This is a genomic window from Streptococcus pseudopneumoniae, from assembly GCF_001068775.1.
In the GTDB taxonomy this organism is placed as follows: Bacteria; Bacillota; Bacilli; order Lactobacillales; family Streptococcaceae; genus Streptococcus; species Streptococcus pseudopneumoniae_N.
In genome coordinates, this window is the sequence record NZ_JWAJ01000098.1 from 1 (window position 1) to 26,071 (window position 26,071).

At 40.8% G+C, this 26,071-nt stretch carries 19 protein-coding genes and 1 pseudogene; 1 reads left to right on the top strand and 19 read right to left on the bottom strand.

Translation table 11 applies throughout. The features are described 5' to 3' along the window. Positions 1-98: 98 nt before the first annotated feature. The 9 genes from ADF68_RS05165 to miaA all read right to left on the bottom strand — a co-directional run bounded on the left by ADF68_RS05165 (position 99) and on the right by miaA (position 8,040). Positions 99-656 carry an SMI1/KNR4 family protein gene (locus ADF68_RS05165; RefSeq protein WP_049548894.1) on the bottom strand — a complete coding sequence of 186 codons (558 nt, stop codon included), beginning with the start codon at positions 654-656 and terminating at the stop codon, positions 99-101. 14 nt (positions 657-670) lie between these two features. After that, entirely contained in the window at positions 671-2,419 is a 1,749-nt protein-coding gene (locus ADF68_RS05170) for a glycoside hydrolase family 13 protein (RefSeq protein WP_049548895.1), read from the bottom strand. A 241-nt stretch (positions 2,420-2,660) separates the two neighbouring features. Then, positions 2,661-2,855, bottom strand: a complete 195-nt coding sequence (locus ADF68_RS05175) for a helix-turn-helix transcriptional regulator (RefSeq protein ID WP_033584559.1) — start codon at positions 2,853-2,855, stop codon at positions 2,661-2,663. Between the two features lie 6 nt (positions 2,856-2,861). Beyond that, the gene (locus ADF68_RS05180) at positions 2,862-3,191 is read right to left on the bottom strand and encodes a hypothetical protein (protein WP_049548896.1); all 330 of its coding nucleotides are present in this window, start codon (positions 3,189-3,191) and stop codon (positions 2,862-2,864) included. A 397-nt stretch (positions 3,192-3,588) separates the two neighbouring features. Beyond that, positions 3,589-4,344, bottom strand: a complete 756-nt coding sequence (locus ADF68_RS05185; RefSeq protein ID WP_049548897.1) for an SDR family NAD(P)-dependent oxidoreductase — start codon at positions 4,342-4,344, stop codon at positions 3,589-3,591. Between the two features lie 20 nt (positions 4,345-4,364). Further along, positions 4,365-5,294: a ribonuclease Z gene (rnz, locus tag ADF68_RS05190; protein ID WP_049548898.1), complete on the bottom strand. Its 930-nt coding sequence runs from the start codon at positions 5,292-5,294 to the stop codon at positions 4,365-4,367. Between the two features lie 14 nt (positions 5,295-5,308). After that, positions 5,309-5,932, bottom strand: coding sequence for a cystathionine beta-lyase (locus ADF68_RS05195; RefSeq protein ID WP_049548899.1), 624 nt, complete (start codon positions 5,930-5,932; stop codon positions 5,309-5,311). After that, complete coding sequence (hflX, locus tag ADF68_RS05200) at positions 5,925-7,163, bottom strand: GTPase HflX (protein ID WP_049548900.1); 1,239 nt, start codon at positions 7,161-7,163, stop codon at positions 5,925-5,927. The genes ADF68_RS05195 and hflX overlap by 8 nt, the downstream gene beginning before the upstream one ends. Continuing rightward, the gene (gene miaA, locus ADF68_RS05205; protein WP_049548901.1) at positions 7,156-8,040 is read right to left on the bottom strand and encodes a tRNA (adenosine(37)-N6)-dimethylallyltransferase MiaA; all 885 of its coding nucleotides are present in this window, start codon (positions 8,038-8,040) and stop codon (positions 7,156-7,158) included. Before miaA ends, hflX begins: the two co-directional genes overlap by 8 nt. Before the next feature lie 120 nt (positions 8,041-8,160). Between miaA and ADF68_RS05210 the strand changes: the two genes are divergently transcribed. Then, positions 8,161-8,331, top strand: a complete 171-nt coding sequence (locus ADF68_RS05210; RefSeq protein ID WP_049548902.1) for a DUF3042 family protein — start codon at positions 8,161-8,163, stop codon at positions 8,329-8,331. Between the two features lie 45 nt (positions 8,332-8,376). On the opposite strand, the gene ADF68_RS05215 is transcribed toward ADF68_RS05210, so the two are convergent. The 10 genes and pseudogenes from ADF68_RS05215 to ADF68_RS05255 form a co-directional block, all read right to left on the bottom strand. Beyond that, positions 8,377-9,216: a thymidylate synthase gene (locus tag ADF68_RS05215; protein WP_049548903.1), complete on the bottom strand. Its 840-nt coding sequence runs from the start codon at positions 9,214-9,216 to the stop codon at positions 8,377-8,379. A gap of 102 nt (positions 9,217-9,318) precedes the next feature. Beyond that, complete coding sequence (locus ADF68_RS05220; protein WP_049548904.1) at positions 9,319-10,278, bottom strand: ROK family glucokinase; 960 nt, start codon at positions 10,276-10,278, stop codon at positions 9,319-9,321. 104 nt (positions 10,279-10,382) lie between these two features. Continuing rightward, the gene (locus ADF68_RS05225; protein ID WP_080979382.1) at positions 10,383-11,213 is read right to left on the bottom strand and encodes an excalibur calcium-binding domain-containing protein; all 831 of its coding nucleotides are present in this window, start codon (positions 11,211-11,213) and stop codon (positions 10,383-10,385) included. A 52-nt stretch (positions 11,214-11,265) separates the two neighbouring features. Next, positions 11,266-11,880: an alpha/beta fold hydrolase gene (locus ADF68_RS05230; RefSeq protein ID WP_049548905.1), complete on the bottom strand. Its 615-nt coding sequence runs from the start codon at positions 11,878-11,880 to the stop codon at positions 11,266-11,268. Then, positions 11,881-13,602 (bottom strand): aminodeoxychorismate synthase component I, encoded by a 1,722-nt coding sequence (pabB, locus tag ADF68_RS05235; protein WP_049548906.1) that lies wholly within the window; start codon positions 13,600-13,602, stop codon positions 11,881-11,883. It lies immediately after the preceding gene. 115 nt (positions 13,603-13,717) lie between these two features. Beyond that, complete coding sequence (locus ADF68_RS05240) at positions 13,718-18,889, bottom strand: SIALI-17 repeat-containing surface protein (RefSeq protein WP_239665533.1); 5,172 nt, start codon at positions 18,887-18,889, stop codon at positions 13,718-13,720. Positions 18,890-19,018: 129 nt separating this feature from the next. Further along, a pseudogene (locus tag ADF68_RS10520) lies at positions 19,019-19,156 on the bottom strand (helix-turn-helix domain-containing protein); the annotation flags it as partial. Positions 19,157-19,252: 96 nt separating this feature from the next. Further along, a complete protein-coding gene (gene msrB / locus ADF68_RS05245; protein WP_049548907.1) occupies positions 19,253-20,368 on the bottom strand; it encodes a peptide-methionine (R)-S-oxide reductase MsrB in 1,116 nt (371 codons plus the stop codon). A 9-nt stretch (positions 20,369-20,377) separates the two neighbouring features. Then, positions 20,378-20,938 (bottom strand): TlpA family protein disulfide reductase, encoded by a 561-nt coding sequence (locus ADF68_RS05250; RefSeq protein ID WP_049548908.1) that lies wholly within the window; start codon positions 20,936-20,938, stop codon positions 20,378-20,380. A 156-nt stretch (positions 20,939-21,094) separates the two neighbouring features. Next, a partial coding sequence (locus tag ADF68_RS05255) for a ZmpA/ZmpB/ZmpC family metallo-endopeptidase (RefSeq protein WP_049548909.1) occupies positions 21,095-26,071 on the bottom strand: 4,977 nt, incomplete at its 5' end.

A 26,071-nucleotide genomic window follows, 5' to 3' on the forward strand; every position in this document is an offset into this window, starting at 1 on the left:
AGCTACCGCGTCAAAGTTTGATTGCTAATAAAAAGTGAGGTCGGGATCTTTTGTCCCAACCTCTTTTACGGACTATCAAACTGATATTTCCTTATAGATTATTGATTAGATTTCCCCTTTTCCAAAAGCTTGACCATCTCATTTTTACGCTCTTCTAGCTCGGCAATTTGATGGAGTAAAAGTCCTGAAAAATCACATTCAAGCTCTTCCGATTCGCCACTATTATACCAATCTAGAGCTACTATATGATTGTCCTTATCAAAGCAAAAAATCACATCTCCATCCCCGATGATAGACAGAAACGGAATATAATCCACAAAGCCCAGAGCGTGTAATTCCTTGGTTTTAATTCGAATATCTAAGAAATCTGGGATACCGTTGGCAATCCCCAAGACCTTAATACCTCGACAGAAGGTCCAAAATGGTGCTACATCGTAAGCCTTGGCTCTTGGCCATAGCTCTTCCCTGACTTCCATAAAGAGACCTCCCAGAGATGACATGGTGAATTCCCTGAAATCTTCTGGCAGACGAATGCCGTATTGATTTTCAAAATCCTGAACATCTTCTTCCGATGGTTCATTGCCCATGCAGGCGACAACCTGATAAGTTTCCTTATCATAGTGACGAAAATACTCATAAACTTCCTTGAGTGCCATTATTTTAATCCTTTTTACTCAGAAATAGTAACTACAAAGCCATCTGGCAAGATGACTTGCTGACCATCTTCAAACTGGCAATGACTCTCTAAATCAACTGAATCTCTGTCTAAAGTATATTTCTCAGAAGACTGATTAAAGATGGCTTGAACTTCTTTTCCTTGGTAGTCCCATTTCAAGGATAAAACATCTAGTTTCACTTCTTCCAAGCGATAATTTCCATGCTGAATAATACTTGCCACTTCCTTACGGACATGAATCAACTGTTTCATAAAATTCAGCATATCATTTTCCTTAGACACACGGTCCCAAGGCATGACACGACGGCAGTCAGGGTCTGGTCCACCTATTAGTGCCAGCTCTGTTCCGTAATAGATACAAGGAGTCCCTTTTTGAAGGTAGAGGAAAGTTAGGGCAGCCTTGACATGCTGGATATTTCCTTTGGCAGTTGTGAGGATACGCTCTGTATCATGAGAATCTAAAAGGTTAAACATCACCTCTGAGATTTGTTGCTTGTAGTACATCGACTGGCTATTGATTTCTGAAATAAATTGCTCTGTCTTTTTATGCTGACGCAAGAAATAATCCTTGATACTTTCAGAGAGTGGATAGTTCATAACAGCATGGAACTCGTCTCCTTGTAGCCAAGGTTGTGAGGTATGCCAGATTTCACCTAAGATGTACAAATCAGGCTTTTTAGCAAGAACTGCCTTTCTGAAATCTCTCCAGAACTGGTGGTCAATTTCATTTGCAACGTCCAAACGCCAAGCATCGATATCAAAATTTTCAATCCAGTAGGTTGCAACCCTCAAAAGATAGTCTTTGACTTCAGGGTTAGCTGTATTTAACTTAGGCATATAGCTGGCAAAAGCAAAGGTATGATAAGGGAGTTCTCTTGGGTTCTTAAGTTTATCCTCTGTAACTGGGAATTCTTGGATATGGAACCAATCTTTATATGGTGACTTTTCTCCGTTCTTTAGAACATCCTGCCATTGGACTGACTGGTTGCCAATATGATTAAATACTGCATCTAGCATAATCTTGATACCACGTTTGTGGGCTTCCTCGACTAGATTACGAAAGACTTCCTTGTCTCCAAAGTGACGGTCGATTTCAAAATAATCCGTCGTATCATACTTGTGATTGGTCGTTGCTTCAAAAATCGGACATAGGTAAAGTCCAGTGATTCCCAAATCTTTAAGATAGTCTAAATGATCAATAATCCCTTGTAAATCTCCACCAAAAAAATCATCCATGTTAGGTGCAATGACAGCATCCCACTCTCGAGCTCCATCTGGAGTCAAATTAGGATTTCCATTCGCAAATCGTTCTGGGAAAATCTGATACCAAACGGTATTTGAAACCCAGTCAGGAACTTGGCAACCGTCAATTTCGTGAATATAAGGAAGCTTGAAACCATTCCCTTCAGCATCCAAGTTTTCTTGAGTATGTTCTACACAACCTTTATCACCGTAATAAACACCCTGACCTTCTTTATCAAGGAGCTCAAAGAGATATTGAATTCGTGCAAAATCAACCGATACTGTAACCTGCCAATAGTCAAATAGGGCATCTGAGGTTACTTTAGTCATTTCTTTCTTGGCTTCATACTTATCCTCGATGAAGATAAAGGGATCTCCATAGTGTAAGATGACCTGCTGGACATCATCTTTCTTGGTTCTGATTCGGATATGTAGCTGACCTTCTTTGTACAGATAAGCATACTCTGATTCTGGTCTATGATAAATGGCTGTTAATTCCATATTTTGTCTCCTAAATAATCATCATCAACAAAAAACGCAAACGTTTTCATAACTAACAGAACTAGTATACTATTTAAAGATTCGATTTGCAATTTTTATACCAGTTTTACGATAGATATATAGATGGACAAGGGTAAAATTGAATAGACTCTTTATGAGCTTTAAAAAGAGAGTTTCCATGAACCGGAAAACTCTCCATCATTACGAATCAGATGATTAGAATAAATGCTATCTGATATCTTTAATCTTCTAAAATGAAAATTTCTTCAACATGTAGTTGTAGCAACCTTGCAATTTTCATTGCTAGTTCAAGTGTAGGATTGTACTTGTCATTCTCGATAGCAATAATGGTTTGTCGACTAACGCCTAATATTTTTGCCATATCTTCCTGACGTAGTCCTTCAGACTTTCTTAGCTGTTTGATATTATTTTTCATACAGCATTAGTCTTTCTGAAAACAATAAATGCCAATCGCCAAAACTACGATAAGGATAACAACCATCAAAATTACTCCTTGAACAAGTTTATTTGGTTCTTTAAACTCTTCATCACCACCAATCATTTTCTGTTTTATGGCAGTTTGTGCAAATCCTTGAACAGAAATAGATAAACATAAAATCAGACTTGGTAACATTTCAAGTTCAATGCCTTTTGTAATAGATTGATAAATATTAAATACTGTCCACCCACATAAGCCAAATAGAGCCGTTTTATAACCCCATTCCTCAGAACGTAGCTGAATCGCTCTGTCCATTTCATCCATTTTTCTCATAGTCCTGTTCCTCCAATCTGTCAAAACAATGTCAAGAGCTCTTTACATTGTTTATTATACTCTAAATCGATAAAATGTCAAGATGTTTTAACATTTTTAGGCTTTTTTATTTTCTTCTATTCTAAGAATATTTCTAACTCCGATTTACAGCCTAGTCAATCCGACAAAGGGCAAGTTCTTTTAATCCTATTTTATCTTGACTTCATAAGCTTCGACTATAGATATACTTTTAGTTATGTTAGACTCGAAGTTTATCCTCTCTTTTCTGCTTTCTTATCTCTATGATACCTTTAAACTATCTAATAAAGAATAAACTACCAGTATTTTCAGGGATTATTTTTGATAAACAACTCCTCCTAATTAAAGCAAAAAGCCATTCCTCAAGGGAACAGCTTTCTCACTTATAATTAAATGTTTCCCCAGCTAACTTATCCGCTAGCTTGGGAAAGAGGGTATAAAACTTATGAGCCAAGTTCAACAAAACTGGGAGATTAAGTTCACGTTTGTTTTTTCCTATAATCTTGACAATCTTTTTAGCCACTGCATCTGGTTCTAGCAGGAAGCGGTCAACCGATTTGAGATAGGTTCCATCTGGGTCGGCTTGGTCAAAAAATCCTGTACGAATCGGTCCTGGATTAACAGTCGTCACATAGACACCATAGGGCATAAGTTCAAGGCGCTGAGCGTTTGAAAATCCAATAGCCGCAAACTTGGTCGCCGAGTAAAGACTGGACTTGCCAGTCGCTATCAAACCTGCCATGCTAACGATATTGATGATATGACCTTTTCGCATTTCCTTCATGCGAGAAGCAACCAAACGAGATAGATTCATGAGAGCAAAGGTGTTAACCTCAAACATTTGATGAATATCTTGATTAGAAATCTTGTCAAAATCCTCAAAAATCCCGTAGCCAGCGTTGTTAATCAAAACATCAATCTTACCATAACGGAGATAGAGGTCAGCTACCAATCCTTCTAAGGCTTGCTCATCGGTAATGTCAATCTCAATCAATTCTACATGTGGGTGGTTTCCGTATAGTTGAGCTAATTTTCCCTTATTTCTACCTAGCAAAATGAGTTGGTCTTGAGGCAAGAGTTTGACCATTTCTTGAGCTAGACCACCGCTAGCTCCTGTAATAAGAATAGTAGACATGCTTTTCCTTTCTCGAGATTCTAGATTTCCACTTCTTCTAGATCTTTAACCACATGAACATTTTCAAAAATACTAGCAGCGTCTTTCTTGAGCTGGCTGATATCTTTTGATAGGAAACGGGCACTGATATGGTTGAGTAAGAGTCGTTTGGCTCCTGCTTCTGTTGCCACCTGAGCAGCTTGCATGTTAGTAGAGTGGCCATGGTTACGAGCAATTTTTTCATCACCCTTGCCATAAGTCGATTCATGGACAAGAACATCCGCATTGACAGCCAGACGCACACTGGCATCCGTTTTTCGAGTGTCTCCTAAAATAGTGATAATCTTACCCGGACGGGGAGCTGAGATATAGTCAACTGCCTTGATTTCAGTCCCATCTTCTAAAACAACGTCCTGACCGTTTTTAATTTTTCCAAAAAGTGGGCCAAATGGGACACCTGCCGCCTTGAGTTTTTCAGCATCCAGCGTTCCTTCCAAGTCCTTTTGAATGACACGATAGCCAACACAGAAAATAGTGTGATCCAACTCTTCTGCATACACAGCGAATTTATCCGTTTCAAGGACTTTCCCAAGAGAATCTTGGTCAAATTCATGGAAATGAATCTTATAGGGCAGACGTGAACCAGAGACACGCAAACTAGTCAAGACAAATGACTTAATACCTTGAGGACCATAGATTTCTAAATCTGTCTGCTCTTCATTGGCTTGAAAGGCACGACTAGAGAGAAATCCTGGCAAACCAAAGATATGGTCTCCATGCAAGTGGGTGATAAAGATTTTGCTGATTTTTCGTGGTCGAATCGTGGTTTCCAGAATGCGATTTTGTGTTCCTTCTCCACAGTCAAAAAGCCAAACTTCGTTAATCTCGTCCAAGAGTTTCAGGGCGAGACTTGAAACGTTGCGGGCTTTAGAGGGCTGACCAGCCCCCGTTCCTAAAAATTGAATATCCATTCGATACTTTCTAATTAATCAATATATAACATGGCTGTGCGGTTTTCCGATCGGAAATAGCGCTTGCCAGAAAAAGCAGCAGCTTCTTGCAGTAAATCCTCTTGGCTGTAACCTTTAAGACGCTTGCGACCATCAGCCAAGCTTTCCAAATCAGTCAAAGCTGTTAGACTCTCCATGCTAACAACTTCCTCATCTCCAACAGCCTTCATGTAAATCTTGCCAGACTCCTCAAAGACTAGCTGATGGGGAAAAATTTGTGCAATTTCAAAGAGCAAGTCATCCGAAATCTTCTCCTCATTTTCAGAGAAAATTCGACCCAGACCCTCACTCCCATAACAAAAACCAAAGGATTTACCAGATAGGTTCAGACGGATAAAAGGCTTATTTTCTATTGTAAAACTTGGCTCAGCATTGTAGAGATTCAGTTCCTGACTGAGTTCCGCAAAATAATCCGTCGCTGCTTCAGGACTCTTTTTCTGGTAGAGCTCTGCAAAGTAGGCATTGACCACACTTGGCGGAGGGGTAATGAGGGCTAGTTGCTCCTGCTCTGTTTTACCAGCTAGAAGCTGATCCAGATAGACCTTATCCAGACTTGTATAACCTCCATACTTTAGAGCTAAGGTTTTAATATCAGTCATAAAATTCTTCTAACCTCCATTTATTTTTCTCGGAAATGTAGCCTGTAATCACTTCGTCATCATCTTGGTAGTCACGATCTTCAAGAATCGCCACACTTTCCAAATCATGAATCTTGTAGGATTTTGAAAAAGGCACGCGCAGGGTAAAAGATTCAAAAATATCCTTGATTTTCTCTAAAAATAGTGCCTGCAAATTCTCACGACTATCCTCAGACTTGGCAGAAATCAGAGCATAAGGCGTTTGGGTAGGCGTGAAATCCTCTACCAAATCCGCTTTATTATAAAGGGTCAGGCGAGGAATATCCTCCATGTCCAAGTCTTTCATGATAGACAGGACTGTTTTTTCATGCTCCTCGTGGTAAGGATTGCTGGCATCAATGACATGAACCAGAAGGTCCACATGCTTGCTTTCTTCCAAGGTTGACTTAAAACTGGACACCAACTCTGTCGGTAGGTCTTGGATAAATCCAACGGTATCTGTCAAGGTTACCTGTAGATTGCCCCCCAGATGGATACTCTTAGTTGTCGCATCCAGAGTAGCAAAGAGCTCATCTGCTTCATACTGGGTCTTGCTGGTCAAAGTATTCATAATAGTTGACTTCCCAGCATTGGTGTAACCAATCAAACCAATCTTAAAGGTACTTGACTCCAAACGTTTTTCTCGAACTGTCGCTCGGTTTTTCTCAACCACCTTGAGCTGGCGCTCGATATCTGTAATCTGGTTGCGAACACTACGACGGTTAAGCTCCAGCTGGCTTTCACCTGGACCACGGGAACCAATTCCCCCTGCCTGACGGCTGAGCATAATCCCCTGACCAACCAAACGAGGCAAGAGGTATTTGAGCTGAGCTAGATGAACTTGGAGTTTGCCTTCATGACTTCGAGCTCGCATGGCAAAGATATCCAAAATCAACTGCATACGGTCAATGACCTTGACACCTAAGACTTCCTCTAAATTGACATTTTGACGAGGAGTCAGACGGTTGTTGACAATGACTGTTGTGATTTCTTCTGCGTCCACCATTTGAGCAATTTCTTCCAACTTACCAGTTCCGACAAAGGTCTTGGAGTCGTATTTTTCTCGTTTTTGTCTGTAGCTATCGACTACAACTGCTCCAGCTGTCTTAGCCAGACTAGCCAGCTCTTCCATGGAGAGGTCAAAATTATCCATGCCCTGGAGTTCAACTCCAACCAGCAGGACCCGCTCCTCTTTTTTCTCCGTTTCAATCATTTAAAAACTCCTCAATCTGGTTTAAAATACGGTCTGTCACACCAGATTCTCCTATCTGATAAAAGGTCACCTGCATGCGATTGCGGAACCAGGTTAGCTGGCGCTTGGCAAATCGACGAGTCGCTTGCTTGAGACTATCGCTAGCCTCCTCCAAACTCTGCTCTCCACGAAAATAGGGGAAGAGTTCCTTGTAACCAATCCCTTTAGCAGCCTGCACATCTGGATAATGGTCAAACAACCACTTAGCTTCATCCAATAGTCCAGCTTCAAACATCAAATCCACACGGTGGTTAATCCGTTCATACAATTGACTACGCTCATCATCCAAGCAAATAATCAGCGGATCATATAAACTTTCTTGATTTTCCAAATCTTGACCAAAATGGGAAATTTCTAAAGCACGCATGGCACGACGACGATTAAACTGGGGAATCTCAAGACCTGCTTGGTCCACCAGATAGGCTAACTCCTCATCTGTATAATGTTCCAAACTAGTCCGATAGGCTAAAATGTCCTCATGAGGTGTCTCTCCACCGAGATGATATCCCTCTAGTAGACTCTGAATATAAAGTCCAGTCCCACCAGCGATAATAGCAAGCTTACCGCGACTTTGAATATCCTCAATGGCCGCCTTAGCTTCTGAAACAAAATCAAAAGCCGAGTAAGACTCGGTTACCTCTCTAACATCAATCAAGTGATGAGGAACAGTCGCCTGCTCCTCTGGACTAGCCTTAGCCGTCCCAATATCAAGTCCTCGATAGACTTGTTGGCTATCTCCACTAACTACTTCGCCATTAAAACGCTTGGCCACTTCAATAGCAAGAGCTGTTTTTCCCACAGCAGTCGGTCCAACAATCACAATTATTTTTGTTTTCATCTTTTTTCCTTGAAAAATTCCCATTTTTTCGTTACTATTATTATAACACAAAAAGGTCAGTCAGAAAAATGTGACCTCTTGAGGAGGCTGGCTGATTAAGAAGATAAAGGAGGAAAACTCATGGCTAAAGGATTCGCTAAAGGTCTTGTAACAGGTGTCGCAGGAACTGTCGCTGCACTTGCAGGCGCGGTATACGCATTTAAAAAGAAAGTAATCGAACCAGAAGAACAAAAAGCAGCTTTCATCGAAGAAAACCGTAAAAAAGCAGCTCGTCGCCGCGTATCACACTAAGCAACAAAAGAAGTTGAGATTTTTTCTCAACTTCTTTTTATATTATTAAATAGCCAAGTCAAACTTCAATTGCGGTTTCACAGGAGCATAATCAACCAGCTCAAAATCCTCTGCTTTAATATCAAAGAAATTAGTCTTGTCTGGTACATTCAAGACCAAACGTGGTTGGCAATTTGAAGGCTCACGACGAAGCAATTCCTGAGCTTGTTCAAATTGATTGTCATAGATGTGAAGGTTGTTGATAAAGTAGAAGAATTTTCCAACTTTCCAACCAAAGTGTTTAGCAATCATCATCTGAAGAGCCACATACTGCATGGCATTGATGTGGTGAGCTACTAGCATATCATTAGAACGCTGGGTCAAAGTCGCATCCAGATAGATGTCCCCATCAACTCGACGGACATCAAACATAGTCTGAAAGGCACAAGGAAGAAGGCCATCTGTTTCTTCGAAGGCTTGGTAATCCCAGAGAGAGATGATATTGCGACGGTTCCAAGGATTAGCTTCTAACTGTTTGAGAATCTTGTTAATGATATCATGCTTCTTAACAACAGCCCCATAACGTTCCCCAATAGTCCCTGTATCTCCAACTTCCCAGTCATTCCAGTAGTGAACATTGTACTTATCATTTAGAACTTCTAGGCTATTTGTCTGGTCTTGATAAATCCAAAGAACTTCCTTGATAGCTGATTTAATAGCGATAGGACGCAAAGTTGTGATGGGAAATTCACCCTTAGACAAATCATACTCTGCAAAGGCCCCTGTGATGTACTTGGAGTTAGCAACAGTCCCATCCTTATACTTGGGGCGAGCCTGTTCTGAAAAGACTCCTTCCTTAAGGATTCGTTCGATATTCTCTTTAAAAATCTTATCTGCTTTTGTCATTTACTCTCACCTCAATGTTTATTCTTAACTAGTATAGCATAAAAAAAGAAAGGAGGAAAATCACTCGCTTACAGAAAGCAATTTTCTCCTTTTTATGTTTATTTATTGCAAGACAAGTGACGCAGCACCAATCACTCCAGCGTCATTTCCTAGAGTTGCAAGAGCCAATTTAGTGGTTGTGCGAACTTGTGGGAAGGTATTTTCATCATAAACCTTTTGCACGCCTTGAAGAAGGAATTCTCCGGCAGCAGATACACCACCACCGATAACGATTGTTGATGGGTTTAGGATTGAGCCGATGTTGGCACAAGCGATTCCCAAGTAACGTGAGAAGTTACGGTAAACGATCAAGGCAAGGTCGTCTCCTTCTTTTGCCAAATCAAAGACAGTTTTAGCTGTTACTTCTTCTCCGTCATCAATCAAGCGTTTCAACTCTGCATCGCCTTCGTATTCATCTGCGTAACGACGAGTCAAGTTAACAATACCTGTTGCTGAAGCTACTGTCTCAAGACAGCCTTTCTTACCACAAGTACATGCGATTGGTTGGTCAAAGTCAACAGTGATATGGCCAAGCTCACCAGCAGCACCTGCAACACCGTGAAGCAATTTACCTTCTGCTACGATACCGCCACCAACACCTGTACCAAGTGTCATAAAGACAACATCTGGTTGGTTGTCACCAGCACCCATCCAACGCTCACCAAGAGCTGCCACGTTGGCGTCATTGTCGATAAAGAATGGAATCCCCAAGGCTTTTTCCATTTTTTCTTTGATTGGTTGAAGAGTTTTCCAGTTGAGGTTGTAGGCACCGATAACAGTCCCTTTTTCACGGTCAACCACACCAGGTGACCCCATACCAATTCCACTGAAATCTTCAGCAGACAATCCAAGCAAGCCCAAACGGTGTTGAATAGTTTCAATCATATCGTCTACGATATGGCTTCCTTCATCCAAAATGTTTGTCTTAATAGACCATTTTTCTTGGATTTCTCCTTCTTGCGTTAAAATAGCGAACTTGATAGAAGTTCCACCAAGGTCAATCCCAATAATCTTTTGACTCATCGTCTTCTCCTTATCCTTAATTGAAAATGCTTATAGTAATAGTATAACAAAAACTACTTATCAATGCAGAGGTTTGCATTAACTTTACAGAATTTTTTTCTATTCTATGGTTTCCACGAACCAGAAGCATCTACATAATAGCGTCCGCCATCCACTCGCTCATTCTTAGCCATTTTGCCATCTGATTTGAGATAGTAATTTCCTTGCCATGCATTGCGAGCATAAGATCCATCTGATTTCAAGTAATACCAGGCTTGGTAAGAAGAATCATAGACCCACTCACTCTGAGCCATTTTCCCATTTGACTTGAGGTAATATGCACCTTGCCAAGTATTATGCGCATAAGATCCATCTGATTTGAGGTAATACCAAGCTTTGTAGTAAGAATCATAAGTCCATTCACCCTGAGCCATCTTACCATCTGATTTGAGATAGTAACTTCCTTGCCAAGTATTGCGTGCATAAGATCCATCTGATTTGAGGTAATACCAGGCTTGGTAATAGTTATCGTATACCCACTCATTCTCAGCCATTCTTCCATCTGACTTGAGATAGTAAGCACCCTGCCAAGTATTTGTTACTGGTTTCCCATTTTCAGAAAAATAGTACCAAGATCCATTCTGACGAACCCAGCCACTTTCAGCTGCTACACTTGGGGTAGGTGCTACATTGGTGTTAGCTTGTGATGTACTCGACTTTTTCTCTTTTAAAACACCCTTAGGCGCATTCTTCGATTCACAGGCAATCCCATCATGATCCTTATCTAGAGTAGTAGAATACCCTGGTTCTCCCTTATGAATATCTGCATAACCATTCTCCCAAGCTTCCTTACAGCTTGAAAAATGGATACTTTCATCTGCCACAACTGGATGTAAAAACAAAGCTAGAGCAGGTAAAGAAGCTAGGCCTAATTTTAATAAATGACGTTTGTTCATGTTTTTCTCCTAAAATTATAATATCAACTTCCATATTATTTTATCAAACTTGTTACAGCAATTCAAGAAAACTTCTAGTTATTTCTGCAAACTCTTTTGGTTTTGCCTTATTCAAGACATGAGGGCCGTCAGGGATGATCTGGAACTGGGAATTTGGCATCAGTTCTTGGATAGCTTTCATTGAACTGAGATTAGGCTTATCCTGACTACCACAAATTAACAAGCTTGGATAGGGACAATTCCGTGCAATCTCTCTTAAATCAAGTGTTTTTAATTCCTCAGAAACTCCAACCATAAGAGCTTTATCTGCTCCCTGTTTCTCAAATATCCTTTTGGGAAGCAATTTAAATATCAGCAACTGAATGTAAAAAAGGATATTGCTCGCCAGTTTCAATGGACAGCCTGACAAAACCAAGGCTTGAAGATTTGGTATCTCATAACTTGAAAGCTCCAATGCAAGTGCAGCCCCTAAGGACAAACCGATTAGGACAAAAGGTTCTGTTTCCACTGTTAAGCGCTGATAAATGCGCTCCTTAGCTTCTTGGTAGGTAGCAACTCCGGAAGGAAATAAGTCAAGGGCTTCCGATGGATAATCTGCAAGCAACTCTTGCACTTCTTTCCAACTCTCCGCTGACTGACCTAGGCCGTGTAAAAATATTAGTTTCATTTAGTTCTCCTTCAAGGATAACTCATACAAGCCCCTTACTGCATTACAAGCATAAATGACTTCTGCTTGCTTCAAATCTTCTATGGTTAAGACCTTCTCTTCCAGCTGCCTGATTTCAAGTAAATGCTGGCGATAAATCCCTGGTAAAATACCAAGAATGCTAGGTGGGGTATAGAGCTTGCTATTCATTTTTAAAACCAGATTCCCGATAGAGGTTTCAAGCAATTTTCCATCAGCAGTGTGATAGATGATTTCCTGCTCTCCCACTGTCAAATGTGGTCGGTGTGTCGTCTTAAAGTAGGTAAAGGCCTGCTCCAAATCAGCTTCTTGCTGACAAAGCTTGGCCTGACAAAAACTAGAGCTAAGTGGTGTCAATACTTGTCGTTCAATTTCAATTTCTCCAGACTTGCTGAGACTGATTCGCAAACGGTAGTCTTGATGGAGGTCACAAGCTTGGCACTCCTTCTCTATTTTTTGTCTCAAAACTTCTTGGTCAAATGGAAAGGCAAAATAACGACTAGCCTTTCGCAGTCTTTCCAGATGTTGCTTTTCAAAGAGCAATTTTTTCTGGCTGATTTTCCCTGTCGTAATCAGCTGAAAACGAGGTTGTTTTCGATAAAGAACCGCTGCTTTTTGCTGGACTTCACGGTATTCTGACTCCCAAGTACTATCCCAAGTGATGCCACCTCCGACACCATAGATGGCTTGCCCAACATGCAGTTGAATGGTTCGAATAGCCACATTGAAAATCCGTCGTCCATTGGGCAGTAAGAGACCAACAGTTCCACAGTAAACTCCTCTAGCTTGTGGTTCCAAGTTCTTGATAATTTCCATGGTCGCTATCTTGGGAGCTCCTGTGATGGAGCCACATGGAAAGAGCGAACGGAAGATTTCTACTAGATCAACATCCGGTCGTAACTGACTCTTGATGGTCGAAGTCATCTGCCAAACTGTAGAATACTGCTCTACTTGGCATAAACGCTCTACATGCTCACTCCCCACCTCAGAAATACGATTCATGTCATTGCGCAAGAGATCCACTATCATCATGTTTTCTGAACGATTTTTAGGATCCTGCTCCAACCAGGTTGCCTCTTGCAAATCTTCAGCGTCAGTCAGACCACGTTTAGTCGTTCCCTTCATAGGACGAGTCGTCAACTCACGACCATTTTGCTCAAAAAAGAGTTCTGGGCTCATGGAAATCACTGCCATGTCATCGTGCTCAACATAGGCATTGTATCCCGCTTCCTGCTCCACCACCATGCGATTGTAGATAGCAAAAGGATTGGCAGACAACTCCTGCTTAAGTTGAACCGTATAATTGACCTGATAAGTATCGCCCTGTCGCAAATGATAGTGAATCTGTTCAATTGCCTTTTCATAGTCCTCTGCAGAAGTTACTTCCTGCCAGTTTGATGGCAAATCCACCTCCTCATAAGTCAGAGGAATACTGGATGTTTCAACACTGTCATGAACAGTAAAGTAAAGCAAATACTCCCCCAGTAAGGGAGCCTTGTGGACCGCTAATTTTTCCTCAAAAGCTGGCGCAGCCTCATAGCTGACATAACCTGCCACATAAAAGCCTTGCTCTTGGTAGCTTTCCACTTGAGCTAATAAGTCTGCCACTTCTGCTAATCTTCTTGTTTTTAACTCTTTAATAGGCTGGGTGAAAATGTATCTCTCGCCCAAAGCCCTAAAATCAATCACTGTTTTTCTATGCATATCCTAAGTATACCATAAAAGCCAGACCCCAAACAGGTGATCTGGCAATTTTATTCTTTGAGAATGCTAAAGTAGATTTCACTTCCTTAGGAAATCTGAACACACTCTCTTTTATCTATCCTTTGGGAAAGAGTTCGGATGAAAAGGCATCTGTGACCTGCAATAGTTTTTGGAAGACTTTTTTCTTCAGAGCTACTGTATAGTTGGCAACTGAACCTCCATACTTAAAGTTTCGGTAATCCGTTTCTACTGCTTGGTCAAACAAATCTTGCAATTTCTCGTAAGAATCAATTTGCTGACCATCAATTTCAAAACTATGGATTCCTCGTTTTGCCTTGGCAATAATAGCGTCAAACCAGGCCTTCTTCCATTCTTCTAAGTTCTGGTACTTGCCTTTCGAAACCTTCTGGATGATGAAATCATCTCCAAGGGTGTCATGCCCCTCGCTTAACGCCTCATCCTTGTACTTATTAGAAGCATAACCTAGGAAACCATTTTCGTAGCCAAAATAACCCCACATACGGAAGGCATTATGCTTGAAGGAGATGGCTCCTGGAGCTCCCTGACTGGTATTTCCACCATAGATAGCATCCACCATCTTGACATTGACATAAGCTGTCTTGAGTTCTTCTGGTCGGTAAGTTCCCTGATAATGCCTATTGGTGATGATATTATGTTTGATTAGGTCATCCACAGAATTTAGCTGAGTCTTGGCTTCCTCATCTGTCAATGGACGGACATAGTCCCACTGGTTTGGAGCAAGGAGTTTATTATCTTGGTCCTGATGACGCATTTGCTTGGTCATCTTGCTGAACCAAGCCTTCTTCAAAGCCAGATCATTCTTAGCGAGTACTCGTTCTCCTTCCAGATAATCTAGAAGCATCAAGGCCTCGTTATACCCCTTCATGTAGTGGTCAATCTGCTGGCGTGTTTGCAACTTGGTTGGATCTGGATTGTACCATTGATCCCCATCATTTGGTCGCATGTAAGCCATGTTGATACCGAGGGCGCCGTACTCACCCTGATGACCTTCCTCAGCCGGTGACTGGAGCATGCCCTGAGCATAGGCTTCTACATAGGTTCCTTCACGGTGTTTGTAGCCACCCAGATAGACAATACGATCGTTGACGTGAGTTGTCTCATGGGTGTATACAGACAAGCCATACTCACTCATCATGTCAATTTCTACAAAGTGAACAGCATCTCTGGCATTTATCTTTGGATAGATAGAGGCATAAGCTCCTAGCTTATTGTCTTTATAGTAGCGACCTGCTGGTCCAAATACCTCACGAATTGGCGCGTAATCTTCCATACCACTAGTATGTCCATAACGCTCTACCCAGCCACGTCCATCAACGCGATAGCCTTCCCAAACTGGTGTAGCTACATTAAAGTCACTCTTAACCATACGGTCTTTGACATCATCAGCAGCAAGTCGATACCAGAAGTCCAAGTAAGTCAACTGACGGTCCGCTACTAGATCAATGTCAGCTTTCATCTGGTCTATTGTTTTGCCAGATTTATCTGCTGATCCAAAAGTAATGGTATTGTAGTTGGAAATCAAGAACATCTGTGCCTTCTTAACATTCAACAAAGGCAGAATCATATTGCGATGCAACCAGTTATTAAGATTGTCATAAGCCCGATGCTTCCGATTTGCAATTTCTTGATTCTTCGAAGCTCTCTCGGCTATGTACACATGGCCCTTGGTAGCATTCACAAACCAGTCATTCATATCCTTGTCAGTCGTCAATAACTGTCTGTTGTAGTCTAAGAAGGCATGTAAATCTTCAGATTTTGTATCTTTGGCTAGGACTCTTGCAAAGGTTTCATGAGTCTGGTCGCCTTTTAGGTTGTTCTCTCTTGAACCAAGTTCAATCAATCGATCCAAGATATCCACATTTTGCCCATAAAAATCTGGTTTAAAGAGCATGAGTTCTTTCAGGTTGTAATCCGCAAATCGGATACCGTAATAGCGATTAAGATAAGCAAGTCCCAGCATGATAGCTGATTGATTGTCCTGAACTTTTTTCTTCAAGGCAGCAGTTCTAGCAGGCGAATCATTCCACTGGTAGTCTAGATTGGTAAGTAACTTATCAACCAGGCTTCCTAGCTGCGCTTTGACCTCTGCAAAGCTTTCTTCCAGATACCAATTCTTCACGGCCTCAACCTTCTTATCAAGGCTAGTGGTTTGATCATCTAAGATTCGATAAACTCCATCCGACTGTAAGTCCACTGTTTTCAGGATAGATGTCAAGTCCTTAGCTAGGGCTGAACGCTCCTTAACCAGCATATCTGGAGTATAAAGCAGATCCAAGTCGGCAATCTTATATTCCTTAACAGCAGTTAAGCCAGAATTTTGCGAGGTGATTACAAATACATCCTTGGTCTTGTCTGCATAATGAACCATGATATGGTCTGCCACTGAAAGGTCCGTCACAAAGTCTTTCCCTTTCATGGCGATAACAGAGACTACCTGCTTCTTGGCTAGATTATGATCAAGATCCAGTTTGTTCCCTTGATTCACAATCCATTCTTTATTGTAGAAAGGTTGCAATTTTTCAAGGTTTCGATAGGCTTGATCATGACGGCTATCATAATCTTGAATATCCTGATAAGCGTATTCTTTTACACTAGGAACAGCAGGAGATGCAGTACTCGACTTAGCCAGATAGTAGCTATAGCCTGCTTCAAAATTTTTCTGAGCATCGCGTTGAATCAAGTCAGTTGCTTGAGCGATTACCTTGTAATACTCTTTTCCAGCTATTCTCTCAGTTTGAATAGACTTGATGGCTAAACGGCTGGTCTTATGGCTCTCTGAACTAATCTTGAGGTAGTAGTCTTCCAAGTTTCTTGGCACTTCTGTCAAGTGCTGAATCACAGACTCTTTGCCATTTTCAACCTTAACAAGGCTTGTTTCCTTGATATCTTTTATTTCTAGCTTTTTAAGCTCTAAACGAAGCTTCTTGTCCTCAAGCAGAGTGCTCTCTTCACCCTTACCACGATTAAAGACCATCCTTGTAGATATGGTGTAATCCGTATAAAGTTTCAGATTATCAACTGTTGCTTCCAGCTGATCACTCGTGAAGTCCAGAGTCTGTTCCTCTAGCCCCTTGACTTTAATAGTGGCACTGATTTTTGAAACGGTAACGCCATCTGCCTTGTCCAAGTTATAGCTTAAGCGAGCTGAACAGCCCATCGAATTTCCAGTAATAGTAGAAAGAGTTAGGAGTGGTACAGGTTTGAGCTCTACCTTTTTCTTACTACCACGGACAATGATCTGATCTTTAGCTTCTCTTAAAATTCGTGTTGTTTCTTTCGGCTCTGAAATACGTTTCCCATCTTTTTCCTCATAGCTGGTAACAATCTCTTTCTCACCATCTTGACCGACTTGCTCGATTCTTGTTTCACCAACAAGCATGTCTGGATCAATCTTTTCCCTAGTTTGTTTAGGGATCAGCTCTTTTCGGACTTCAATATGTAAAGTCGGTTTTGCATCTAGAACTAGCGCTTCAGTGCCATTCACGCCACCACTATAGCTAAGGAGTTCCTGTTTCAGAGTATCAACTGGAACTGCGCCTCCTTCATAGTCTGGCAAGGCTTCAGCTACTGCACCCGGACCATTAACGCCACCTTCAAATATTGGTTTAGACGGCTCAACTAAAGATTCGCCTGATATACCGCCTGTGAACTCTGGTTTGTCATGGACTTCTGGCACGCCACTTTGACTGCTCAATTCTGGTGCGTACTCTGGCAAGGCTTCAGCTACTGCTCCTTGACCATTGACCCCACCCTCAAATGTTGGTTTAGATGGTTCAACCAAAGATTCGCCTGATACGCCACCTGTAAATTCTGGGCGTTCCTGTTTCAGAGTATCAAACGGGACTGCGCCTCCTTCATACTCTGGTAAGACTTCGGATACTGTTCCTTGGCCATTAACTCCGCCTTCATAGCTAGGTCGGGCAGGCTCAACAAGCGGTTCACCATTAACGCCACCTGTGAAGTCAGGACGTTCCTGTTTCAGTGTGTCAACTGGAACTGCACCACCTTCATAATCTGGCAAGGCTTCAGCTACTGCTCCTGGGCCATTGACTCCTCCTTCAAATGTTGGTTTTGTTGGCTCAACCAAGGATTCGCCTGATACGTCACCTGTAAAGTCTGCTTTGTCATGGACTTCTGGGATGCCACTTTGACTGCTAAATTCTGGTGTATACTCTGGTAAGCTTTCAGCTACTGCTCCTGGGCCATTGACTCCACCTTCAAATATTGGTTTTGTTGGTTCAACTAAAGATTCGCCTGATACGCCACCGGTGAAGTCGGGTTTGGCGTGGACTTCTGGGACTCCACTTTGACTACTCAATTCTGGTGTATACTCTGGCAAGGATTCGGCTACTGCACCTGGGCCATTGACGCCACCTTCAAATGTTGGTTTTGTTGGTTCAACCAAGGATTCGCCTGATACGCCACCTGTAAAGTCTGCTTTGTCATGGACTTCTGGGATGCCACTTTGACTACTAAATTCTGGTGTATACTCTGGTAAGGCTTCAGCTACTGCTCCTGGGCCATTGACGCCACCTTCAAATGTTGGTTTTGTTGGTTCAACTAAAGATTCGCCAGATACACCACCTGTGAATTCAGGAATTTCATGAACGGCTGCTTGATTTACTAGTTTTGCAGGAATTTCTGGGCTTGCACTAGATGTTAGATCTTGGCCTCTTCCTCTTAAATCCGACTCTAATAAATAACCGACATAGTCATAGCCTTTAATGTCAATAATTCCTTGAGTTAAACCATCAGCAGACACAAGGGTTTTAGTCTGATCATAAGCTAGCAAGTCCTTGTGTTCAAAAGCAAATACTTGATAAGGTAGTAATAAACTCTTACCTACAGAAGCAATTAATAACACTCCAACTATCTTTGAAGGTTTTTTCTTAGAAAATAGGAAAACCACCAAACTAGCAGTCAAAAGACCAAGACCAGCCAAGGGGAAGGTGACTGATCCTGTTTGAGGTAAGACGGCTTGTCCCTGCTTGCGATAAACTAGATAATAGTTATCTTGGCTCAGTTCTTGCGGCAATTCATGGTGAATGAGTTCACGTTCAGCAGCTGTCAACTCCGATTCTGCTAAATAGTGAAAGGAAATTTGCTTGGCTTCATCTGCTTGAACCAGTTTTGGTTCAAGTATTCCTCCAATGAAGGCAAGTCCAATCAATACCGAGCCCACTCCCATGCTCAGTTTGCGAATGGCAAATTTTTGTAATTTTTTTCTATCTTCCATATTAGCCATATTAATGTTCTTAAAGACATCTCCTTTGCTCAGTTTTTATAATTTTATTGATTTTTTTACAAAATATTTTCGAGATAAATCGATTATTTTTAAATAAAAAAGCGGATCAGCATTGGCTGAACCACATTTTTAGTCTGGCACATACTCCAATATATCACCTGGCTGGCACCCAAGTTCTTTACAAATAGCTTCAAGTGTTGAAAAACGTATAACTTTAGCCTTACCTGTTTTCAATATTGAAAGATTTGCGGGAGTAATCCCAACACGTTAGATTAAATTGCCCAACCGCTTCTAAAATCCAAATTCTACACTTCTTATGAATTAAAATGTATTTCTAGTAAACACTTTTTAATAATCTCAAGATCACTCAACATAATCTAACAAATAACCATAACCCTTTTCTTCCATTTGATCCTTAGGAATAAAACGGATGGATAGACTATTGATACAATAGCGAAGTCCCCCCTTGTCCTGAGGTCCGTCTGTAAAGACATGTCCTAAGTGGGAATCACCAGTTCGGCTTCTGACTTCCGTTCTGACCATATTATAAGACTTGTCTTCCTTGTAGGTCGCAACATCTGGACTGATAGGCTGGGTAAAACTTGGCCAACCACAGCCCGATTCAAATTTATCTTTCGAAGAAAAGAGGGGTTCACCAGTTGCTACATCCACATAAATACCTGCTTCAAATTTATCCCAGTAACGATTTGAAAAGGCCCGTTCTGTTTGACTATTTTGAGTCACTGCATACTCCTCTGGAGATAGGAGTTTTTTCAATTCATCGTCACTCGGTTTTGGATATTTACTCGCATCAATAACAGGATAGGATGCTTGATTGACATTGATATGACAATATCCATTTGGATTTTTCTGGAGATAATCTTGGTGATAGTCCTCAGCCACGATAAAATTTCTTAAGGCTTCCTTTTCAACCGCTAGAGGCTGGTCATACTTCTTAGCAACTTGCTCAAAGACTTGATTGATGACTTCTAGGTCCTGATCGTCCTTATAGTAGACTCCCGTTCTGTACTGAGTCCCCACATCATTTCCCTGCTTATTTTTACTGGTTGGATTGATAATGCGGAAATAATGGAGCAATATCTCTTTTAAAGAAATTTGATTGGCATCGTAGGTCACATGAACAGTCTCAGCATGGCCTGTTTGACCGATCAATTCATACTGGGTTGTTTCTCCTCTACCATTCGCATAGCCAGAAACAGCATCTGTCACACCTGCTACTCTTGAAAAATACTCTTCAACTCCCCAGAAACAGCCTCCCGCAAGATAGATATCATGTAAGTCAGCATCTTTACTTGGCTCAGTTTTTTTCTTGGCCTTTTGTCCTTGACTAACTGCTGCCTTCTCGATTTGAGTGGTATCTGTGTAGCTTGCGTTCCTTTTTTCCAAAAGAAATAAAAGTCCGATAATAATGCAAATGATGATTCCTATGAATACAATTATTTTTAATTTATCATTCATGATGAGCCTCTAATCTATGCTTTTTAACGTCTGTAAAGTAGTTTCCTTGTCCATAAAGCCTGGCTGGGTCTTAACTAGTTTACCCTCTTTATCAATAAAAGCCTGAGTCGGATAAGAACGAACTCCGTAACTCGCTAAAAGTTGTCCCGAAGGGTCTAGCAATACTGGTAAATCTTTATAGTCCAAACCCTGATACCATTTTTTAAAGGCTTCTTCTGACTGCTCTCCTTTTTGACCAGGAGAAACCACTGTCAAGATGACATAGTCATCACTTGCTTCTTTTGCAAGCTCATCGGTATCAGGTAAACTAGCTAGACAAATAGAGCACCAAGATGCCCAAAATTTGAGATAGACCTTTTTGCCTTTATAATCTGATAGGCGATAGGTTTTCCCATCAACTCCCGTCAGCGCAAAGTCGGTAACTGCTTCCCCTTGTTTTGCCATTTGAGAGTTAACTTGTGTATTTTTGTCTCCATTTTGCTTATCAGTTTCGCTTGTTGTCTGATTTTTACAAGCTGACAGACAGAGCAGACTAGCACAGACCAATACAGTTGCTTGCCATTTTTTCATCTTCATCACCTTTCTCGTTATCATATGAATATAGATATTTACTTTGTAATTCTATTATATACCTACCATCCTAAAAATACTTGAAATCTGTTTGGAAAATATTGCACCTTCTTGGGTACAAAAACTCCCACCTGCTAAGCAGATGAGAGCTTTGGATTATTTAAAGATTGAAGTTTTAAAGCTATCTGTTTGTTGAAGAAGTTTCTTGAAGACTTTTTCTTTAAGTGAAACGGTGTTGTCAAATTTGACAGATCCCTTACTTAGAGTAGCCTTATCTTTATCAACTGCTTCAGCAAATGCACGTTTCAAGTCTTCATAGCTATTGTATGTTTTACCATCAATTTCAATAGATTGAATTCCTTTTTTAGCGCTTGTTACAACTTCATTGAAGTATGCTTTCTTCCAATCTTCAAGATTGTTGAATTTTCCTTCAGAAATCTTATTAATGATGAAGTCATCACCTAAAGTATCTTTACCAGCTTTTTTAGATTCAGCTTTTAGCATGTTAGAAGCATAGTTTAGGAAGCCTTTTTCGTAGCCATAGTAACCCCAGATTCTGAAAGTATTGTGTTTGAAGGACATCGCTCCAGGAGCACCTTCACTTGTATTACCACCATAGATACCAGTCATCATTGGAACATTTACATAAGCAGAATCAAAGTCAGTAGGATTATAAACTCTGTTACCTGGACCGCGGTTAGTCATGAAGTTGTTCGTAATTAAGTCATCTACTGTGCGTAAAGGAATAGCTTTTTCCTCATCACTTAAAGGTCGAACCTTGTCGAATTGGTTCTTGGTGTTATTTCCTCGGTATTGCTTATCAACCTTCTTGAACCAAGCGTTGTTTAAATCTTGATTTGCTTTATCGAGGACAGCCTCTCCTTCAAGATAATCCAGAAGCATAAGAGTGTCGTTGTAGCCTTTCATGTAACGATCAATTTCTTCACGAGATTTAAGGTCATTTGGATTTGTGTTGTACCATTGATTGCCATCGTTTGGACGTTCATAAGCCATGTTGAGACCTAGGGCTTTGTATTCACCATTTGGATTTGATACTGATGGAGTTTGCAACATTCCTTGTGCAAATGCTTCAAGATCTGTTCCTTCACGGTGTCTTGAACCACCCAAGTAGACCATACGATCATTTACGTGAGTTGTTTCGTGGGTAAAGGCAGAAACCCCAAAGTCACTAATCATGTCCGTAACCATGAAGAAGACAGAATCATCTTTATATGGATTCTGATAAACGCGAGCCACAGCTCCCATACGCCAGTCAGTCGCATGATAACGTCCTGTAGGTCCGTATAATTCACGGATAGGCGCCACATCTTTACCACTATTAGTGTGACCATATTTATCAGTACTAATATCTTTATAGTTTTGGTTATCCAAAACAGGTGTTGGAACCATGTTGTTGCTCTTCAAAAGTTGATTACGAACTTTATCGATTGATAGACGTGACCAGAAGTCTAGATAATTCTGTTGACCTTTTGCAACCTTATCGATTTCAGCTTTAAAGGCATTACGTTCTGCTTCAGTATACTTACCATATTTTTCAAATGAACTATAAGCCATTGTATTGTAAGTTGAAATCAAGAACATATGGGCATCTTTCAAGTTCAAGAGTGGCAAGATCATCTTACCATGCACATCGTTGTTTAAACCTTCGTAGGCTCTGTGTTTCTTATCGGCAAACTCAGGAGTTGTTGTTTTTGGTTCAACGATATAGACATTGTCTTTGGTTGCTTTGATGAACCAATCATTTAGGTCTTTGTCTTCTGTGAATAGACGCATATTATAGTCTAAGAAACTGTTTAACTCGCCGATACCGATAACTCCACCGATAGCTTCACGATAAGCTTCTAGAGTTCTATCACCTTTAATGTTACTTTCCTTAGAACCAATCTGAATCAAGAAGTCTAATACACTTACATTTTTACCATAGAAGTCTGGTTTGAACAACATGAGTTGCTTAATATTGAAGTTATCAAACTTCACTCCGTAATAACGGTTAAGGTAAGATAGACCAAGGAGAACCGCTGCCTTGTTATCATCAATCTTCTTGATCAAAGCACGTTTAGCAGCCTCATCTGTGTTTAATTGATGATCTTCATTTTCCAGCAACTGTTTCACAAATTTAGCCAGATTATCCTTGACTTCTTTGAAGCTTTCTTCTAGGTAAAGATCTTTGATAGCGTTAACTTTATTTGGTCCTGTTCTACCAAGTTTTTGGTAAATTGGATCTGATTGTAGCTCAACTGGACTTAATTTTTCAACGATAGCATTGATAAGATCGCTACGGTCTTTGTCAACGATATTAGGTGTGTAAACAACTTCTCCAAGTTCAGCAATGCTGTACTCTTTCACTTGTTTAACCTTAGATTCTTTCAGAGAAACAGTAAAGATGTCTTTGGTCTTGTCAGCATAATGCACCAAAATGTGGTCAGCATCAGCCAATTCTGTCACAAAGGCATTGCCTTTCATGGCAGTTACAGACAAGATTTCTTTAGTCAAGAGAGGACTACCTGCAGCAAGTTTGTTTCCTTGGTTTACGATCCATTCTTTATTATAGAAAGGTTGTAATTTTTCGATATTGCGGTAGGCAAGTTCACGAGAGGCATCGTAATCTTGAGTATCTTTATAAGTATCAGCTTTTACTTTCTTATTATTGAGAGTATCCTCAACAAGAGGTTTAATTTCAAACGTATCAGCAGTGATACCGAATTCAGCTATCTTTTTATTTGCTTCTTCAAGACTGATTTCTTGAATTCTCTTAGTACGAGAACGTTTGAATGAACGTTTACCAGAGCTGACATCTTTAACAACATAGTTTCGCTCAATCCAATCGTTTGTATAGTAACCGTCTTCTTCGTCTAAGTCTTTTGAACCGTAGAACTCTTCACCATTTTCAACTTTCATCATTGAAACAGTATCAGCAACTCTACCCCATGTCCAGTTTTTACTAATGAATCCACCAACCTCAACAGGTGTCTTAACATTAATGGTTCCTTTAGTAACAGCATTACGAACAGAAGCATACTTGTCGATTCCATTAGGATCCGAACCATTATCAGATCTAGCAAGAAGACCACCAACACGAGCTTTATTTGCTGTAATATCAGCATCTACATAAGCGTGTTTGATATTCCCTCTCCAAATTTCACCGGCAATACCACCAATATCCCAGCCTTTGTCACCAACACCAGTAAGTTTACCAATGAATGCGACATTTTTAAGTAGGCCACCAACATCTGCTTTATTGACAATACCAGCAATACCATCTTTACCAAGAACACTACCAGTCACCTTGACATTCTCAACTGTAGCATTTTTAATCGTTCTTGCAAGTGGTGAAATATTTTCAGCCCAAGGCATATTGATATCAACGTTACCTAGGTTAATATTTGTAACCGAGCCACCCTCGATATTATCGAACAATTGACGAGCCATATTGTGGATTGTGTACTGCTTTCCTTCAACACTTGTTAAAGTTCCACTAAACTTACCAGGTACATATTGTTTATTTGGTGTTGGAACATTAGCTGCATTAAGATCAGCACCTAGTTTAAATGTTCCATTTTTATTGTCCTGCATGGCCTTTACAAGATCATTGAAATCGTAATAAACATCACCTTCATGAGCTTTTGGCTTAGCAAAGTAATGGACATATTCTTCTGCAAACTGATTATTTGCATTGCGTTGGACTAGGTCTGGTGCTTTAGCAGTGACTTTGAACAAGTCTTTACCATCAACTGTGACTTCTTCAATCTTATCAACTGCAAGTTTTGTCACCTTGTTATCATGAGTTGTCACTTTCAAGTAATAAGGTTTCACATCTGATGGTTTAGCTGACAATAGACTATTATCAATTTCTACACCTTGGTCATCAACACTGATAAGGCTGGTTTCCTTGATGTTTTTGACTTCGACTTTTTTGAGATCAAGTCGCAGTGGTTCTTCCGCAAGAACTACTTCTTCGTTCCCATTTCCACGATCGTAAACCATCTTGGTCGCAATCTTGTAGTCCTTGTAGTATTTCAAGTTTGTAAGATTTGCAGTCAGGTCTCCCTCAGACATATTGACTGTTTGAAGGCTAGTGTCTCCGTCTTTCAAAACAACTTCAAGAGATTTAATGGTTACACCTGTTGGTTTGACCAATTGGTAACGAACCTTGGCACTACGCTCTAATTCTTCTTTATCTATATGAGTGAGGGTCAACGTTGGCTCAGTCAGGATTTGATCACCTTTTTTGATGATACGATCTTGAACTGCTTCAACAACTTTCTCTGAAATCGTTGGAGCATCTGCAGTTTTCACGCCCTTAAGAGTCTTATAAACTTTGGTAATCTTTTTCTTACCGTTTTGACCAGCTTGAACAACAACTTCTGTTCCCTTCGGAAGAGTGCTGTCTACTTCTGTTCTTGTCTCGAAAGGAATTTCTTCAAATGAAACTTCTTCAACTTGACCTTCAATAGCCTTGGTACCACGACTAATTTTTTCATTTACTGCTGCCTTAACAGTTTTTGTACTCGTGCTGATTGGGTCCCCAACTTTTTGACCATTGACAGTCTTATAGACACGGTGAATCAGCTGACTTCCTACTTGACCATTTTGAATCACTGTTTCTTCATCAGTGTAGCGGTTCGCATCTGATACATATTCGGTTTCATACGGAAGGACCACCGTTTCTGTTTCTGTAACCGTTCCTTCCGTTATTTGATAAGCTGGATTCTCTGGCTGTACAGGAGCTTCACCCACGTGGCCTTCTTCCTGCGTGCCTTTGGCACTAATCTCACCTGTGTAGGCTGGGTTTTCTGGTTGAACTAAGGATTCACCTTCGTGGCCCTCTTCTTGCGTGCCTTTAGCACTTTCTTCAGGTTTATAAGCTGGGTCTTCTGGCTGAACTAGAGATTCACCTTCGTGGCCCTCTTTTTGAGTTCCTTTAGCGCTAATCTCACCTGTGTAAGCTGGTAATTCTGGCTGAACTAAAGACTCACCTTCGTGACCTTTTTCTTGAGTTCCTTTAGCACTAATCTCACCTGTGTAGGCTGGTTCTTCTGGTTGAACCAGAGACTCACCTTCGTGACCTTTTTCTTGAGTTCCTTTAGCACTAATCTCACCTGTGTAGGCTGG